At 56.9% G+C, this 15,608-nt stretch carries 19 protein-coding genes; 14 read left to right on the forward strand and 5 right to left on the reverse strand.

Translation table 11 applies throughout. From position 1 onward, the window contains the following. Positions 1-187 precede the first annotated feature (187 nt). The 3 genes from speA to IM271_RS16975 all read right to left on the reverse strand — a co-directional run bounded on the left by speA (position 188) and on the right by IM271_RS16975 (position 2,829). Positions 188-2,164 carry a biosynthetic arginine decarboxylase gene (speA, locus tag IM271_RS16955; protein WP_045629995.1) on the reverse strand — a complete coding sequence of 659 codons (1,977 nt, stop codon included), beginning with the start codon at positions 2,162-2,164 and terminating at the stop codon, positions 188-190. A gap of 8 nt (positions 2,165-2,172) precedes the next feature. Beyond that, positions 2,173-2,304, reverse strand: a complete 132-nt coding sequence (gene yqgB / locus IM271_RS16960) for an acid stress response protein YqgB (RefSeq protein WP_127312443.1) — start codon at positions 2,302-2,304, stop codon at positions 2,173-2,175. 354 nt (positions 2,305-2,658) lie between these two features. Further along, a complete protein-coding gene (locus tag IM271_RS16975) occupies positions 2,659-2,829 on the reverse strand; it encodes a hypothetical protein (protein ID WP_050590110.1) in 171 nt (56 codons plus the stop codon). Positions 2,830-2,967: 138 nt separating this feature from the next. Here IM271_RS16975 and metK point away from each other — a divergent pair, with 138 nt between their 5' ends. The 8 genes from metK (at position 2,968) to ruvX (ending at position 10,038) form a co-directional block, all read left to right on the forward strand. After that, the gene (gene metK / locus IM271_RS16980) at positions 2,968-4,122 is read left to right on the forward strand and encodes a methionine adenosyltransferase (RefSeq protein WP_041908329.1); all 1,155 of its coding nucleotides are present in this window, start codon (positions 2,968-2,970) and stop codon (positions 4,120-4,122) included. A 359-nt stretch (positions 4,123-4,481) separates the two neighbouring features. Then, the gene (gene galP / locus IM271_RS16985; RefSeq protein WP_041908328.1) at positions 4,482-5,879 is read left to right on the forward strand and encodes a galactose/proton symporter; all 1,398 of its coding nucleotides are present in this window, start codon (positions 4,482-4,484) and stop codon (positions 5,877-5,879) included. A gap of 58 nt (positions 5,880-5,937) precedes the next feature. Further along, on the forward strand, positions 5,938-6,435 hold the full coding sequence (locus tag IM271_RS16990; protein WP_028014364.1) for a SprT family zinc-dependent metalloprotease: 498 nt from the start codon (positions 5,938-5,940) through the stop codon (positions 6,433-6,435). Positions 6,436-6,529: 94 nt separating this feature from the next. Continuing rightward, positions 6,530-7,237, forward strand: coding sequence for a deoxyribonuclease I (endA, locus tag IM271_RS16995; protein WP_193052917.1), 708 nt, complete (start codon positions 6,530-6,532; stop codon positions 7,235-7,237). Positions 7,238-7,288: 51 nt separating this feature from the next. Further along, on the forward strand, positions 7,289-8,020 hold the full coding sequence (gene rsmE / locus IM271_RS17000; protein WP_041908327.1) for a 16S rRNA (uracil(1498)-N(3))-methyltransferase: 732 nt from the start codon (positions 7,289-7,291) through the stop codon (positions 8,018-8,020). A 19-nt stretch (positions 8,021-8,039) separates the two neighbouring features. Further along, entirely contained in the window at positions 8,040-8,987 is a 948-nt protein-coding gene (gene gshB / locus IM271_RS17005; RefSeq protein WP_041908326.1) for a glutathione synthase, read from the forward strand. Positions 8,988-9,061: 74 nt separating this feature from the next. Then, on the forward strand, positions 9,062-9,622 hold the full coding sequence (locus tag IM271_RS17010; RefSeq protein WP_028014368.1) for a YqgE/AlgH family protein: 561 nt from the start codon (positions 9,062-9,064) through the stop codon (positions 9,620-9,622). Next, positions 9,622-10,038 carry a Holliday junction resolvase RuvX gene (gene ruvX, locus IM271_RS17015; protein ID WP_021242076.1) on the forward strand — a complete coding sequence of 139 codons (417 nt, stop codon included), beginning with the start codon at positions 9,622-9,624 and terminating at the stop codon, positions 10,036-10,038. Before IM271_RS17010 ends, ruvX begins: the two co-directional genes overlap by 1 nt. A 9-nt stretch (positions 10,039-10,047) precedes the next feature. On the opposite strand, the gene IM271_RS17020 is transcribed toward ruvX, so the two are convergent. After that, positions 10,048-11,028, reverse strand: coding sequence for a type IV pilus twitching motility protein PilT (locus IM271_RS17020; RefSeq protein ID WP_041908325.1), 981 nt, complete (start codon positions 11,026-11,028; stop codon positions 10,048-10,050). 17 nt (positions 11,029-11,045) lie between these two features. On the opposite strand from IM271_RS17020, the gene IM271_RS17025 reads away from it, so the two are divergent. The 6 genes from IM271_RS17025 (at position 11,046) to IM271_RS17050 (ending at position 14,762) form a co-directional block, all read left to right on the forward strand. Then, entirely contained in the window at positions 11,046-11,747 is a 702-nt protein-coding gene (locus IM271_RS17025) for a YggS family pyridoxal phosphate-dependent enzyme (protein ID WP_028014370.1), read from the forward strand. 21 nt (positions 11,748-11,768) lie between these two features. Beyond that, positions 11,769-12,335 carry a YggT family protein gene (locus IM271_RS17030; protein WP_045260768.1) on the forward strand — a complete coding sequence of 189 codons (567 nt, stop codon included), beginning with the start codon at positions 11,769-11,771 and terminating at the stop codon, positions 12,333-12,335. Continuing rightward, positions 12,332-12,628, forward strand: coding sequence for a DUF167 family protein YggU (gene yggU, locus IM271_RS17035; RefSeq protein ID WP_014885193.1), 297 nt, complete (start codon positions 12,332-12,334; stop codon positions 12,626-12,628). The genes IM271_RS17030 and yggU overlap by 4 nt, the downstream gene beginning before the upstream one ends. 3 nt (positions 12,629-12,631) lie before the next feature. Continuing rightward, the gene (locus IM271_RS17040; RefSeq protein ID WP_010435473.1) at positions 12,632-13,225 is read left to right on the forward strand and encodes an XTP/dITP diphosphatase; all 594 of its coding nucleotides are present in this window, start codon (positions 12,632-12,634) and stop codon (positions 13,223-13,225) included. Next, positions 13,218-14,360, forward strand: coding sequence for a radical SAM family heme chaperone HemW (gene hemW / locus IM271_RS17045; RefSeq protein WP_193052918.1), 1,143 nt, complete (start codon positions 13,218-13,220; stop codon positions 14,358-14,360). Before IM271_RS17040 ends, hemW begins: the two co-directional genes overlap by 8 nt. 63 nt (positions 14,361-14,423) lie before the next feature. Further along, entirely contained in the window at positions 14,424-14,762 is a 339-nt protein-coding gene (locus IM271_RS17050; protein WP_047367545.1) for an endonuclease domain-containing protein, read from the forward strand. 82 nt (positions 14,763-14,844) lie between these two features. On the opposite strand, the gene IM271_RS17055 is transcribed toward IM271_RS17050, so the two are convergent. Continuing rightward, entirely contained in the window at positions 14,845-15,561 is a 717-nt protein-coding gene (locus IM271_RS17055) for a DUF2884 domain-containing protein (protein WP_041908321.1), read from the reverse strand. Positions 15,562-15,608: the final 47 nt, after the last annotated feature.

Below are 15,608 nucleotides of genomic sequence, written 5' to 3' on the forward strand. Positions count from 1 at the left end.
TACATTAAAAACAGATGAAAAAAAATCCCCTCCGCGTCGTTAAACCCGACGAGGAAGGGATTGATTCGTAAATCGCATATTGGGGCGAATTATCGCCGGTAATTCATACGGGTTCAAGTGAGTATAGGGCATTGTGCGGTCTGATGCCCTCACCCCAACCCTCTCCCACCGGGAGAGGGAGGTTTTACTACTCGTCTTCCAGGTAGGTGTACCCGTACAGACCCGCTTCAAACTCTTCCAGGAACTGCTGCTGCAGCGCGTCGTCCAGACCGGTGTTTTTCACCTGGTCGCGGAACTGGGTGAGCAGTTTTTTCGGATCCAGCTGCACGTATTCCAGCATATCCGCCACGGTGTCCCCTTCATCGGACAGTTCAACCTCGACGCTGCCGTCAGGGAAGACAAACACGTCAACCGCTTCGGTATCGCCGAACAGGTTGTGCATGTTGCCGAGGATCTCCTGATACGCCCCGACCATAAAGAAGCCCAGCATTGGCGGGTTCTCCGGGTCGTATTCCGGCATTGGCATCGTCGTTGCGATACCGTCACCGTCAACGTAGTGATCAATCGCGCCGTCAGAGTCACAGGTGATGTCCAGCAGCACCGCGCGACGTTCCGGAGCGTGGTTCAGCCCTTCCAGCGGCAGAACCGGGAACAGCTGGTCGATCCCCCAGGCATCCGGCATCGACTGGAACAGGGAGAAGTTGACGTACATTTTGTCCGCCATACGCTCCTGCAACTCGTCGATAATCGGACGATGCGCGCGGTTGCTCGGGTCGAGCTGCTTCTGCACTTCATGGCACATGTTCAGATAGAGCTGCTCCGCCCACGCGCGCTCCTGCAGGCTGAAGGTGCCCGAAGAGTAGCCGACGTGAATATCGTGCAGATCCATCTGGCTGTCGTGCAGCCATTCGCGCAGGGAACGGCGCGTGCCCGGCTCGTGCATCTCCTGCCAGGTTTCCCACATGCTTTGCAGGGAACGTGGGGCATCGTCTGCCGGAGGCGTAGCTTCGGTGATTTCGCTGCGCTCGACGCCGATGATGTTAGACACCAGCACCGTATGGTGCGCGGTAACCGCGCGGCCAGATTCGGTGATCACTGTCGGGTGCGGCAGGCCGTGCTCTTCGCAGGCATCGCCAATCGCCCAGATGATGTTGTTGGCGTATTCGTTCAGGCCGTAGTTCACCGAGCAGTCGGACTGCGAGCGGGTTCCTTCGTAGTCCACGCCCAGGCCACCGCCCACGTCGAAGCACTGAATATTCACGCCAAGCTTGTGCAGCTCAACGTAGAAACGCGCGGACTCACGCACGCCGGTGGCGATGTCGCGAATATTGGCCATCTGCGAGCCAAGGTGGAAGTGCAGCAGCTGAATGCTGTCCAGACGACCGCGCTCGCGCAGGATCTCCACCAGCTGCAGTACCTGGTTCGCCGCGAGGCCGAACTTGGATTTTTCACCGCCGGAAGACTGCCATTTACCGGACCCCTGCGACGCCAGTCGCGCACGTACGCCAAGGCGTGGAATAACGTTCAGACGCTCGGCCTCTTCCAGCACGATGGCAATTTCGGTCATCTTCTCGATAACCAGATAGACCTTGTGGCCCATCTTCTCGCCAATCAGCGCCAGACGAATGTATTCGCGGTCTTTATAGCCGTTACAGACGATCACCGACCGGGTCATGCCCGCGTGCGCCAGAACCGCCATCAGCTCCGCTTTGGAGCCTGCTTCCAGTCCCAGCGGTTCGCCGGAGTGGATCAGGGATTCGATTACGCGGCGGTGCTGGTTCACCTTGATCGGGTAAACCAGGAAGTAGTCGCCGTTATAGCCGTAGGATTCACGCGCGCGCTTGAACGCGGCGTTAATGGAACGCAGGCGATGTTGCAGGATCTGCGGGAAGCAGAACAGTGCAGGCAAACGCTGGCCCTGCGCTTCACGGGCTTTCACCAGCTTAGCGAGATCCACGCGCGCTTCAGGGACGTCCGGGTCCGGGCAGACGCTGATGTGGCCCAGCTCGTTGACGTCGTAGTAGTTATTGCCCCACCAGGCAATATTGTAAGTGCGCAGCATCTTGCTGGCTTCCTGGGAGCTCATCGCAACCTCCTGCATAGAACGTAGTACACCCTGTTCGCCCGCTGACGAAGGCGAAAAAGAAGACATGTCGTCAGACATAGCGAACCTCAACTCTTTGTATTAAGTGTAAAACAGTTGACTACTATCGCAGCGTTATACGGCGATAACAACCCATAAACGGCTCCGTTTCCCAGCAGAGTATGCTGAAATCCAGACCGTGCGACCGGTTTCTTATTCATATCATTGTAAAACACGTATCCGAACTCTGTATGACAAGGTTCGGCGAAACCACGAGAAAACTCTTGTATTAACAAGAGCGCCCTTGTTCAGTTTTCACAGAGCGTAACCGGCCCTTGAATCCTGAGAAGCGCCGAGATGGGTATAACATCGGCAGGTTTGCAGACTAGAAATGCGGGTTGCGGGAATCAATGGCGCGCCAGAACGGCAGCGCTGAATTAGCGGAAAACGATGGTTCATTATCTCGTATCACCTCCACGGCCGCCTCTGATGAAACGGACCCCAAGCCATAGCTAAAAGTTCACTGCTTAACCCGGCTGGAAGTGGCGACACGATGTATTCATCGAGCGCTGATTTTATATGAGCCGCGCGCCGCGTTTTATACCGAGAAGGGGGCTAAAAAGCAAAACAAAAATACGCGTGTTGCCAGCAGCGTCAGGAAAAATTTCCAGCAGCCATTTCAACGCAGTGAGAGATGAATCAAAAAAAACTGGAAATCGGGCGAAGAAGTGACCTAAAATAGCCATCCAGATGTTAATCCATCTATACTGATTAACACTCATACTGCCAGTGTCAAAAACCTTCAGGCCTTGGTAGAATTATCTCCTTTGGCTATTCCACACAGCAGCTTGAGCTAACCAAATTCCTCTTAGGTGAAATAAAACATGGCAAAACACCTGTTTACGTCCGAGTCCGTATCAGAAGGACATCCTGATAAAATTGCTGACCAAATCTCCGATGCGGTGCTGGATGCGATCCTGGCGCAGGATCCTAAAGCGCGCGTAGCGTGTGAAACCTATGTCAAAACCGGCATGGTTCTGGTTGGCGGTGAGATCACCACCAGCGCATGGGTTGATATCGAAGAGATCACCCGTAACACGGTGCGTGAGATCGGCTATGTGCATTCTGATATGGGCTTTGATGCCAACTCCTGCGCGGTACTGAGCGCGATTGGTAAACAGTCTCCGGACATCAACCAGGGCGTTGACCGTGCCGATCCGCTGGAACAGGGCGCGGGCGACCAGGGCCTGATGTTCGGTTATGCAACCAACGAAACCGACGTGCTGATGCCAGCACCTGTGACCTACGCACACCGTCTGGTGCAGCGTCAGGCTGAAGTGCGTAAAAACGGCACCCTGCCGTGGCTGCGCCCGGATGCGAAAAGCCAGGTCACCTTCCAGTACGACGACGGCAAAATCGTCGGTATTGACGCGGTGGTGCTGTCTACCCAGCATGCCGAAGAGATCGATCAGAAATCCCTGCAGGAAGCAGTGATGGAAGAGATCATCAAGCCAGTTCTGCCAACCGAATGGCTGAGCTCAGCAACCAAATTCTTCATCAACCCAACCGGACGCTTTGTTATCGGCGGCCCAATGGGCGACTGCGGCCTGACCGGTCGTAAAATCATCGTTGATACCTACGGCGGCATGGCGCGTCACGGTGGCGGCGCGTTCTCCGGTAAAGATCCGTCTAAAGTTGACCGTTCTGCCGCGTATGCTGCACGTTATGTGGCGAAAAACATCGTTGCTGCCGGCCTGGCTGACCGCTGTGAAATTCAGGTTTCCTACGCAATCGGCGTGGCTGAGCCAACCTCCATCATGGTGGAAACCTTCGGAACTGAAAAAGTGCCTTCAGAACAGCTGACCCTGCTGGTGCGCGAGTTCTTCGACCTGCGTCCATACGGCCTGATTCAGATGCTGGATCTGCTGCACCCAATCTACCAGGAAACCGCTGCATACGGTCACTTTGGTCGTGAACATTTCCCATGGGAAAAAACCGACAAAGCCGCTCTGCTGCGTGAAGCTGCCGGTCTGAAGTAATCGACAGCCGAGAGTATTAAACAGGCCAGCCTTTGTGCTGGCTTTTTTTATGTCGGGGGGCGGCTAAAGCCGCACAACTGAAAGCGATTACACCGCACCGGCACCACTCCGCTTTCAGAATAATCTCTTTGCATGTTCGCCTTTCTTCTGCTGTTACATTTCCTTTCAGTTAAGTCTGAAATTCAAACAAACGCGATGCGCATCACCTCGTTTACCTCTATATTTTCAAAGCTTTAATAATTTTTACGGTTGCACGTTAGTGTAACCGATTACACCATTGTGATTAATCTCACATATTTTTACGGGTCGCTCACCTACCCTTATCATCAATAAAACTGATAACCCAACTGGAGGGCATAATGCCTGACAATAAAAAACAGGGGCGTACGTCCAACAAGGCGATGACTTTCTTCGTCTGCTTCCTCGCCGCCCTGGCAGGATTACTCTTTGGCCTGGATATCGGCGTCATTGCCGGCGCTCTTCCCTTCATCGCAGACGAATTCCAGATTAACGCGCATACCCAGGAATGGGTGGTTAGCTCCATGATGTTCGGTGCGGCCGTTGGGGCCGTCGGCAGCGGCTGGCTCTCCTTCAAGCTCGGACGCAAAAAGAGCCTGATGATCGGTGCGATCCTCTTCGTCGCCGGTTCGCTCTTCTCCGCTGCCGCCCCTAACGTTGAAGTGCTTATTCTTTCCCGCGTGCTGCTGGGCCTTGCGGTGGGCGTGGCGTCTTACACCGCCCCGCTCTACCTCTCCGAAATTGCGCCGGAGAAAATCCGCGGCAGCATGATTTCCATGTACCAGCTGATGATCACCATCGGTATTCTCGGCGCTTACCTGTCCGATACCGCGTTCAGCTACAGCGGCGCATGGCGCTGGATGCTCGGCGTGATCATCATCCCGGCCATTCTGCTGCTGATTGGCGTCTTCTTCCTGCCGGACAGCCCGCGCTGGTTTGCCGCCAAACGCCGCTTCGTTGATGCCGAACGCGTGCTGCTCCGCCTGCGCGATACCAGCGCGGAAGCGAAAAACGAGCTGGAAGAGATCCGCGAAAGCCTGAAGGTAAAACAGTCCGGCTGGGCGCTGTTTAAAGAGAACAGCAACTTCCGTCGGGCGGTGTTCCTCGGCGTGCTGCTGCAGGTGATGCAGCAGTTCACCGGGATGAACGTCATCATGTACTACGCGCCAAAAATCTTTGAACTGGCGGGTTACACCAACACCACCGAGCAGATGTGGGGCACCGTCATCGTGGGCCTGACCAACGTGCTGGCGACCTTTATCGCCATCGGCCTGGTGGACCGCTGGGGTCGTAAGCCAACCCTGACCCTGGGCTTCCTGGTGATGGCGACGGGTATGGGCGTTCTCGGTACGATGATGCATGTGGGCATCCACTCCCCAACCGCCCAGTACTTCGCGGTGGGTATGTTGCTGATGTTTATCGTCGGGTTTGCGATGAGCGCCGGTCCGCTGATTTGGGTACTGTGCTCTGAAATCCAGCCGCTGAAAGGGCGTGATTTTGGTATCACCTGCTCTACCGCAACCAACTGGATTGCCAACATGATCGTCGGTGCAACGTTCCTGACCATGCTCAACACCCTGGGCAATGCCAACACCTTCTGGGTCTACGCCGGTCTGAATATCTTCTTTATTGTGCTGACCGTCTGGCTGGTTCCAGAAACCAAACATGTTTCTCTGGAACATATTGAACGTAACCTGATGAAAGGTCGTCCGCTGCGCGAAATCGGCGCCCACGACTAATCCTCTTGCGGGAGGCGCCTCTTGCGCCTCCCCGCTTCCCGCTTTATGCTCTGCCCCTATGAAAGCTCCCCGTCTCCCCATCGCCATTCAGCAAGCCGTTATGCGCAGCCTGCGGGAAAAACTTGCCCAGGCGAATCTGAAACTCGGCCGCAATTACCCTGAACCGAAGCTGGTCTATCAGCAGCGCGGCACCGCAGCCGGCACCGCCTGGCTGGAATCGTACGAGATCCGCCTGAACCCGGTGCTGATGATGGAAAACCAGCAGGCGTTTATTGAAGAAGTGGTGCCGCACGAGCTGGCGCACCTTCTGGTATGGAAGCATTTTGGCCGCGTCGCACCGCACGGCAAAGAGTGGAAGTGGATGATGGAAGCGGTGCTCGGCGTTCCGGCGCGCCGTACCCATCAGTTCGAGCTGGAATCGGTGCGCCGCAATACCTTCCCCTACCGCTGCCAGTGCCAGCAGCACCAGCTTACCGTCCGCCGCCATAACCGCGTGGTGCGCGGCGAGGCGACCTACCGCTGCGTCAAATGCGGCGAACCGCTGATTGCGGAGTAATCACCTGAACTTTCAGGAACTTTCCTGATCTGACTGATTGCATACAGGAACAACATTCGTTACGTTGCGGGCTCGTTTTGACACGGAGTGTAAGATGTCCCGTAATGTTTCTCTCGCGGTCGCTTTTCTGGCGACGGCGCTTTCCGGTCAGGCCCTGGCCGACGGTATCAACAGTTTTTCCCAGGCCAAGGCAGCAGGCGTGAAGGTGAACGCCGATGTGCCGGGCGATTTCTACTGCGGCTGCAAAATTAACTGGCAGGGCAAAAAAGGGGTCGTTGACCTCGAATCCTGCGGCTATAAGGTGCGTAAAAACGAAAACCGCGCCAGCCGCATCGAGTGGGAGCATGTCGTTCCGGCCTGGCAGTTTGGTCACCAGCGCCAGTGCTGGCAGGACGGCGGACGTAAAAACTGCGCCAAAGATCCGGTTTATCGCCAGATGGAAAGCGACATGCATAACCTGCAGCCTGCGCTTGGTGAAGTGAACGGCGACCGCGGCAATTTCATGTACAGCCAGTGGAACGGTGGCGAAGGCCAGTACGGCCAGTGCGGTATGAAGGTAGATTTCAAAGAGAAAGTCGCCGAGCCCCCTGCCCGCGCGCGCGGCAGCATCGCCCGCACCTACTTCTACATGCGTGACCGTTATGACCTCAACCTTTCACGCCAGCAGACGCAGCTGTTCAATGCCTGGGATAAGCAGTATCCGGTGACGGAATGGGAATGCCAGCGCGACGAACGTATCGCCAGAGTCCAGGGGAATCATAACCCGTACGTCCAGCGGGCTTGCCAGGCGCAAAAGAGCTAACCTACACTACGGCAATTCGCTTATACCGCATGACATATGGAATTTTTGACTATGCGCATTCCCCGCATTTACCACCCTGAACTGATTACCGCAGGCCGCGAAATCGCCCTGTCTGACGACGCCGCCAACCACGTTGGCCGCGTGCTGCGCATGGGGGCTGGCCAGGCAATACAGCTGTTCGACGGCTCTAATCAGGTTTTCGACGCGGAAATCACGCGGGCGGATAAAAAAAGCGTGCATGTGAATGTCTTGCGCGGCGAAGTGGACGACCGTGAATCGCCGCTGCACATCCACCTTGGGCAGGTGATGTCGCGCGGAGAAAAGATGGAATTCACCATTCAAAAATCCATTGAGCTGGGTGTAAGCCTCATTACGCCACTTTTTTCCGAGCGCTGTGGCGTTAAACTGGATGCGGAACGTCTGAACAAAAAGATCCAGCAGTGGCAGAAAATCGCCATTGCGGCCTGCGAACAGAGCGGCCGCAACCGTATTCCGGAGATCCGCCCGGCGATGGATCTGGAGGACTGGTGTGCAGAAGAGGATAGCGGGCTGAAGCTCAATCTTCATCCGCGCGCCAGCGCCAGCATCAATACGCTGCCGCTGCCCGTTGAGCGCGTACGCCTGCTGATTGGCCCGGAAGGCGGCCTGTCGGCGGACGAAATTGCGATGACGGCGCGCTACCAGTTTACTGATATTCTGTTGGGACCTCGCGTTCTGCGCACTGAGACAACGGCACTCACGGCCATAACCGCGCTACAGGTACGGTTTGGCGATCTGGGTTGAAGTATTAACGGAGAAGAACATGATAAAGCTCGGCATCGTGATGGATCCCATCGCAAACATTAACATCAAGAAAGACTCCAGCTTCGCCATGCTGCTGGAAGCGCAGCGTCGTGGCTATGAGCTCCACTATATGGAGATGAACGATCTTTATCTGATCAACGGTGAAGCCCGCGCACGCACCCGCATCGTTAACGTCGAGCAGAACTACGACAAATGGTACGAATTCGGCACCGAGCAGGACATTGCCCTGGCCGACCTCAACGTTATCCTGATGCGTAAAGATCCGCCGTTTGACACCGAATACATCTATAGCACCTACATCCTTGAGCGTGCCGAAGAGAAAGGGACGCTGATCGTCAACAAGCCGCAGAGCCTGCGCGACTGCAACGAGAAGCTTTACACCGCCTGGTTCTCTGACCTGACGCCGGAAACGCTGGTCACCCGCAGCAAAACGCAGCTGAAAGAATTCTGGCAGAAGCACGGCGACATCATCATGAAGCCGCTGGACGGCATGGGCGGCGCGTCTATTTTCCGCGTGAAGGAAGGCGACCCGAACATTGGTGTGATTGCCGAAACGCTGACCGAGCTGGGCACGCGTTACTGCATGGCGCAAAACTATATTCCAGCGATCAAAGATGGCGATAAGCGCGTGCTGGTCGTGGACGGTGAGCCGGTGCCTTACTGCCTGGCGCGTATCCCACAGGGTGGCGAAACCCGCGGTAACCTGGCGGCAGGTGGCCGCGGCGAGCCGCGCCCGCTAACCGAAAGCGACTGGGAAATTGCCCGCCGCGTTGGCCCAACGCTGAAAGCCAAAGGCCTGATCTTTGTTGGCCTGGATATCATCGGCGATCGCCTGACTGAAGTTAACGTCACCAGCCCAACCTGCATTCGCGAAATCGAAGCGGAGTTCCCGATCTCGATCACCGGAATGCTGATGGACGCTATCGAAAAACGTTTACAGAAATAAACTGTGACAGCGCCTGGGTTTATCCCCATACTGGGCGCTGTCGCTTTTTAAACCAGGAAACAGTACCTCTGACAATGAATTTACAGCATCACTTTCTTATTGCCATGCCTGCTCTCCAGGATCCGATTTTTCGCCGCGCCGTGGTTTATATTTGTGAATACAATGAAGACGGCGCGATGGGTATTATCATCAACAAACCGCTGGAAAACCTGCAGGTTGAAGGGATTCTGGACAAGCTGAAAATCTCGGCTGAAGCGCGCCTGCCGGAAATCCGGCTTGATAAACCGGTGATGCTGGGTGGACCTCTTGCCGAAGATCGCGGCTTTATCCTGCATACCCCGCCGGTATTCTCTTCCAGCATTCGCATCTCCGATAACACCGTGATCACCACCTCGCGCGACGTGCTTGAAACGCTGGGCACCGCTGAGCAGCCTTCCGAAGTGCTGGTGGCGCTGGGCTATTCGTCGTGGGAGAAAGGCCAGCTTGAGCAAGAGATCCTCGATAACGCCTGGCTTACCGCACCTGCGGACATGAATATTCTGTTTAAAACCCCTATTGCCGATCGCTGGCGTGACGCGGCAAAGCTGATTGGCATCGATATCCTGACCATGCCTGGCGTAGCGGGGCACGCGTAATGAGCGGCACCCTTCTCGCCTTCGACTTCGGCACCAAAAGCATCGGCGTCGCCGTGGGTCAACGGATCACCGGCACCGCCCGCCCGCTCACGGCGCTGAAAGCTAACGACGGCACGCCGGACTGGAACCTAATTGAGCGCCTGCTCAAAGAGTGGCAGCCGGACGACGTGATTGTCGGCCTGCCGCTGAACATGGACGGCACCGAGCAACCGCTTACCGCCCGCGCGCGTAAATTCGCCAATAAAATCCATGGCCGCTTTGGCGTCTCCGTGAAGCTTCACGACGAGCGTCTCAGCACCGTCGAAGCGCGTGCAGGCCTGTTTGAACACGGTGGCTTCCGGGCGCTCAACAAAGGCAGCGTAGACTCCGCTTCAGCCGTTATCATCCTCGAAAGCTACTTCGAACAGGGCTTTTAACGCAGGGGCCTACAGCCGCCCCTGTGCCCGTCTCTCCGCCAGGCTCTGGTCAAAGTTCTGCATTCCGGCCTGCTGGCCGGTTTGAATGATGCCGGGCAGCTGCCACGTCTTCCCCTCACGAATCAGATTCGCCGCCGCCGCGGTGTTTACCAGCAGCTCGTACAGCGCGACGCGCCCGCCCTGAAGATCGGGAAGCAGCTTTTGCGCCAGCACTGCCCGCAGGCTGCCAGCCAGCTGGTTACGCACCGGATCTTTCTCCTGCGCCGGGAACGTATCGACCAGCCGTTCAATCGCCTGTGCTGCCCCGCGCGTGTGCAGCGTCGCCAGCACCAGATGCCCGGTCTCCGCCGCCGTCAGCGCCAGGCGGATCGTTTCGCTGTCGCGCAGCTCCCCCAGCAAAATAACGTCCGGGTCCTCGCGTAACGCACTGCGCAGCGCCTCTGCAAATGACGGGCTGTGCTGGCCTATCTCCCGCTGCTGAATCAGGCAACGTTCACTCTGGTACATAAACTCCACCGGATCTTCAAGCGTGAGGATATGGCCGTCAGTATGGCGGTTGAGGAAGTCGACCATTGCGGCCAGCGTGGTGGATTTACCGCTGCCGGTCGCTCCCGTTACCAGAATCAACCCGTTGTCGCTGGACAACAGTTCGGGAATAGCGCGCGGCACCCCAAGCGAAGGGAGCTGCGGACAGGAACGCGGCAACAGCCGCAAGGTAACGGAGATGCCCTTCATCTGCTTAAACGCACTGCCGCGCAGACGCTGGTCTCCTGCGACCGTCACGGCAAAATCGACCTGCCCGTTTGCCCACCATGCGCCCTGCTGTTCGTCGTTGAGCCACGCCTTTAGCAACGCCCCGACATCCGGCGGCGGAAACGGGGCCGGCTCAAGGCGGCCCAATCTGCGCCAGCGCGGTGGTGAATCACTGCACAGGTGTAGATCGGAGACGTTATGCTTTACACTAAGGGCCACAATTTCTTCCACATCCATAGACTACTCCTCGGAAAATGAACGACATTGCGCATAACCTGGCACAGGTCCGGGACAAAATCTCAGCCGCTGCAACGCGTTGCGGCCGTGCTTCAGAAGAAATTACGTTGCTTGCAGTCAGCAAAACCAAGCCTGCGAGCGCCATCGCAGAAGCGATTGCTGCAGGTCACCGGGCGTTTGGCGAAAACTACGTGCAGGAAGGTGTGGATAAAATTCGCTACTTCCAGGAGCAGGAGACGTCCGATCTGCAATGGCACTTTATTGGTCCCCTGCAGTCGAACAAAAGCCGTCTGGTAGCAGAGCACTTTGACTGGTGCCATACCATCGACCGTCTGCGTATTGCTTCCCGTCTGAGCGACCAGCGCCCGGCGGAGATGCCTGCGCTTAACGTGCTGATTCAAATCAACATCAGTGATGAAAACAGCAAGTCCGGCATTGCGCTGAGCGAGCTGGATGCGCTGGCCGCAGAGGTGGCCGCCCTGCCGCGCTTAACCCTGCGCGGACTGATGGCCATTCCGGCACCTGAGTCAAGTTATGAAAGGCAGTTTGCCGTGGCACAGCAAATGGCTGTAGCATTTGAGGCGCTTAAAGCGCGCTATGAAACGGTAGACACGCTTTCACTGGGCATGTCGGATGATATGGAAGCCGCCATCGCGGCAGGCAGCACTATGGTGCGCATCGGCACAGCCATTTTCGGTGCGCGCGACTACACCAAATAATAAGGAAACCTGAGGAACGCCATGAAGACGTTGACTTTCCTGCTCTCAACGGTCATTGAGCTGTACACGATGGCGCTTTTGCTGCGCGTCTGGATGCAGTGGGCCCGCTGTGACTTTTACAATCCGTTCTCCCAGTTTGTCGTGAAAATCACGCAACCTGTTGTCGGACCGCTGCGCCGTATTATCCCGGCCATGGGCCCCATCGACAGCGCTTCGCTGCTGGTGGCGTTTATTCTGAGCGTGCTCAAAGCCATCGTGCTGTTTATGGTCATCACCTTCCAGCCGATTATCTGGATTGCCGCCGTTCTGATTCTGATCAAAACCGTCGGTTTGCTGATCTTCTGGGTACTGCTGGTGATGGCGATCATGAGCTGGGTAAGCCAGGGGCGTAGCCCGGTAGAGTACGCCTTGATTCAGCTGGCCGAGCCGCTGCTGCGTCCGATCCGTAACCTGCTTCCGTCCATGGGCGGCATCGACTTCTCCCCGATGATCCTGGTGCTGCTGCTCTATGTGATCAACATGGGGATCGCCGAACTGCTCCAGTCTACGGGCGATATGCTGCTGCCGGGGCTGTGGATGGCGCTATGAGTGCAGTAAGCACCTGCGCCGACGGGCTGGTTTTACGGCTGTATATTCAGCCGAAAGCCAGCCGTGACAGTATTGTTGGGCTGCATGGCGACGAGCTAAAGGTCGCCATCACCGCCCCACCGGTCGATGGCCAGGCGAATGCGCATCTGACCAAATATCTGGCAAAACAGTTTCGCGTCGCCAAAAGCCAGGTCATCATTGAAAAAGGTGAACTTGGGCGGCATAAACAGGTAAAAATCCTTAATCCGCAATCTATCCCGACGGAAGTCGCGGCTCTGACAGAACAGGACTAAACCATGCAGAAAGTTGTTCTCGCGACCGGTAACGCCGGTAAAGTGCGCGAGCTGGCCTCGCTATTAAATGATTTTGGGCTGGACGTGGTGGCTCAGACCGAGCTGGGCGTGGAGTCCGCCGAAGAGACGGGCCTGACGTTTATCGAAAACGCCATTCTGAAAGCGCGCCATGCGGCGCAGGTAACCGGCCTGCCCGCGATTGCCGACGACTCCGGTCTGGCCGTGGATTTTCTCGGCGGTGCGCCGGGGATTTACTCCGCGCGCTATTCCGGGGTGGACGCCACCGACCAGCAGAATCTGGAAAAGCTGCTCGTGGCCCTGAAGGACGTTCCCGACGAACAGCGTACCGCGCAGTTCCACTGCGTGCTGGTCTACATGCGTCATGCGGAAGACCCGACGCCGATTGTCTGTCACGGCAGCTGGCCGGGCGTGATTACCCGTGAAGCGGCGGGCAACGGCGGCTTTGGCTACGACCCGATTTTCTTTGTCCCGACCGAGGGCAAAACCGCTGCGGAACTGACCCGCGAAGAGAAAAGTGCGATTTCCCACCGTGGACGCGCGCTGAAACTGTTACTGGAAGCACTGCGTAATGGCTAATTTGCCGCCTCTGAGTCTTTATATTCATATCCCGTGGTGCGTGCAGAAATGCCCGTACTGCGATTTCAATTCGCACGCGCTGAAGGGCGAAGTGCCGCACGATGACTACGTCGCACATCTGCTGGCCGACCTGGACGCCGATGTGCCGTACGCACAGGGACGTGAAGTTAAGACCATTTTCATTGGTGGCGGTACGCCGAGCCTGCTGTCAGGCCCGGCAATGCAGACGCTGCTGGACGGCGTGCGTGCGCGCCTGAACCTGGCGGCGGATGCGGAAATTACGATGGAAGCCAACCCCGGCACCGTTGAGGCCGACCGTTTTGTCGACTATCAGCGCGCGGGCGTGAACCGCATCTCCATCGGCGTGCAGAGCTTTAGCGAGCCGAAGCTGAAGCGTCTGGGTCGCATTCACGGCCCGGAAGAGGCGAAGCGCGCGGCGAACCTGGCAACGGGGCTTGGGCTGCGCAGCTTTAACCTCGATTTGATGCATGGCCTGCCGGATCAGTCGCTGGAAGAGGCGCTGGACGATCTGCGCCAGGCAATTGAACTGAACCCGCCGCATTTGTCGTGGTATCAGCTCACCATCGAGCCAAACACGCTTTTCGGCTCCCGCCCGCCGGTGCTGCCGGATGACGACGCGCTGTGGGATATCTTCGAGCAGGGCCACACGCTTTTGACCGCTGCCGGGTATCAGCAGTATGAAACGTCCGCCTACGCGAAGCCGGGCTTCCAGTGTCAGCACAACCTGAACTACTGGCGTTTTGGTGATTATCTGGGGATTGGCTGCGGCGCCCACGGCAAGGTGACCTTCCCGGACGGTCGCATCCTTCGCACCGCCAAAACCCGCCACCCGCGCGGGTATATGGAAGGCCGCTACCTGGAGCGTCAGCACGACGTTGAGGCGGCGGATAAGCCGTTTGAGTTCTTTATGAACCGTTTCCGCCTGCTGGAAGCCGCGCCGCGCGCGGAGTTTTCGCTGTACACCGGCCTGACGGAATCGGTGATTCGTCCGCAGATTGACGAAGCGCTGGCAAAGGGGTATCTCACCGAGAGTGAGGAATGCTGGCAGATCACCGAGCACGGCAAGCTGTTCTTAAACTCCCTTCTTGAGCTGTTCCTCGCCGAAGATTCCTGAAGGCTGATTCAGGATTTCGCATCCCGTTCTGCCGGCTAAGGGAAAGGCTGGCAGAGTGTGGGGATGGAAAAATCAAAACAACTCCGTAAACAAATGACGCCCGAAGAGTTACGCCTCTGGTATTTACTCAGGGGACGCCGCTTCTTTGGTTATAAGTTTCGCCGCCAGATGCCGATTGGTGCATATATCGTGGATTTTGCCTGTTTTAAGGCAAAGCTGATTATCGAGCTGGACGGTGGCCAACATCAGAATAACGAAACCTATGATTCACGTCGTACTGAATTTTTTAATGCGAACGGCTGGGAAATACTACGGTTCTGGAATAACGAATTCAGGACAAACGAGGAGGAGGTGTTAATGGCTATCAGGCAACGACTGCGCTGCCTGATGCCCTCACCCTAACCCTCTCCCACAGGGAGAGGGAACAATTACACCCTCTCCCCAGGGGAGAGGGCTGGGGTGAGGGGCCCAGCGCGCAGAGAACTTACTTCAGCGTCCCCACCAGCGCCTTCCGGCTGTCTTCCAGCGACACCACGCGTTTACACACGTCTTTGCCGAACTGCTGGAAATCATCTTCCTGGTTCTTCCACTCGTTCTGAATGGAAGTCTGCAAGCCGCCAAGGCTGCCCAGCACACCCTGCAGCGGGTTACCGCCGCCTTTCAGCACGGCTTTGGCGCCCATCTCGTTAATGCTGTCCTGCAGGATGCCGCCCATCGCCTGGTTCACCAGCTGCTGGCCGTCAGCACGGACCTGATCGATCGCCTTATAGTGGAACGTCAGGCCATCAGAGCGCGTCTCGATAATGCGGTTCATCTGCTCTTTGAGCTGCTTGTCGAGCTTCGTAAGGCGGGAGCGCATATTACTGCTCTCCCCCACCTCTTTAGTGATGATTTTGTCCAGCGCGACGCGGCTCTTTTCGACGCGCGTCAGGGCGCCTTCATTAATCCATGGCAGCGCGGTACGCAAATCGGCCTGATAATCTTTCGCCTGCTCACGCTGTGCGGCAGTCAGGTTGTACTGTTTGCCGTTAAAGGTGACGTTCCCTTCCGGCGTAATCACCAGATTGCCGTTCTCGCCTTTGACCTGCACGGTTTGCGGGCTTAACACCACGTCATCACGCGGGGTGACGCTACATTGATAATCCGCATGGGCGGTGAATCCGGTTGCCATCAAAGCAACAGCCAGCAACGTTTTGCGCATCTTAAACACTCCCTCAGACAAAATGGGCCAGCTAATGCTGGCCCGCT

Source organism: Enterobacter cloacae complex sp. I3 (assembly GCF_014896175.1).
In the GTDB taxonomy this organism is placed as follows: Bacteria; Pseudomonadota; Gammaproteobacteria; order Enterobacterales; family Enterobacteriaceae; genus Enterobacter; species Enterobacter bugandensis.

Bases quoted from the DNA above. Each gene is read 5' to 3' on its own strand.
- IM271_RS16990 (WP_028014364.1), top strand. From the start codon at position 5,938: ATGAAAGCTCCCCGTCTCCCCATCGCCATTCAGCAAGCCGTTATGCGC.
- ruvX (WP_021242076.1), top strand. From the start codon at position 9,622: ATGAGCGGCACCCTTCTCGCCTTCGACTTCGGCACCAAAAGCATCGGC.
- metK (WP_041908329.1), top strand. From the start codon at position 2,968: ATGGCAAAACACCTGTTTACGTCCGAGTCCGTATCAGAAGGACATCCT.
- IM271_RS16975 (WP_050590110.1), bottom strand. From the start codon at position 2,829: ATGGCTATTTTAGGTCACTTCTTCGCCCGATTTCCAGTTTTTTTTGAT.
- IM271_RS17040 (WP_010435473.1), top strand. From the start codon at position 12,632: ATGCAGAAAGTTGTTCTCGCGACCGGTAACGCCGGTAAAGTGCGCGAG.
- hemW (WP_193052918.1), top strand. From the start codon at position 13,218: ATGGCTAATTTGCCGCCTCTGAGTCTTTATATTCATATCCCGTGGTGC.
- IM271_RS17025 (WP_028014370.1), top strand. From the start codon at position 11,046: ATGAACGACATTGCGCATAACCTGGCACAGGTCCGGGACAAAATCTCA.
- speA (WP_045629995.1), bottom strand. From the start codon at position 2,164: ATGTCTGACGACATGTCTTCTTTTTCGCCTTCGTCAGCGGGCGAACAG.
- IM271_RS17010 (WP_028014368.1), top strand. From the start codon at position 9,062: ATGAATTTACAGCATCACTTTCTTATTGCCATGCCTGCTCTCCAGGAT.
- endA (WP_193052917.1), top strand. From the start codon at position 6,530: ATGTCCCGTAATGTTTCTCTCGCGGTCGCTTTTCTGGCGACGGCGCTT.
- gshB (WP_041908326.1), top strand. From the start codon at position 8,040: ATGATAAAGCTCGGCATCGTGATGGATCCCATCGCAAACATTAACATC.
- IM271_RS17030 (WP_045260768.1), top strand. From the start codon at position 11,769: ATGAAGACGTTGACTTTCCTGCTCTCAACGGTCATTGAGCTGTACACG.
- yqgB (WP_127312443.1), bottom strand. From the start codon at position 2,304: ATGAATAAGAAACCGGTCGCACGGTCTGGATTTCAGCATACTCTGCTG.
- IM271_RS17055 (WP_041908321.1), bottom strand. From the start codon at position 15,561: ATGCGCAAAACGTTGCTGGCTGTTGCTTTGATGGCAACCGGATTCACC.
- rsmE (WP_041908327.1), top strand. From the start codon at position 7,289: ATGCGCATTCCCCGCATTTACCACCCTGAACTGATTACCGCAGGCCGC.
- IM271_RS17050 (WP_047367545.1), top strand. From the start codon at position 14,424: ATGGAAAAATCAAAACAACTCCGTAAACAAATGACGCCCGAAGAGTTA.
- yggU (WP_014885193.1), top strand. From the start codon at position 12,332: ATGAGTGCAGTAAGCACCTGCGCCGACGGGCTGGTTTTACGGCTGTAT.
- IM271_RS17020 (WP_041908325.1), bottom strand. From the start codon at position 11,028: ATGGATGTGGAAGAAATTGTGGCCCTTAGTGTAAAGCATAACGTCTCC.
- galP (WP_041908328.1), top strand. From the start codon at position 4,482: ATGCCTGACAATAAAAAACAGGGGCGTACGTCCAACAAGGCGATGACT.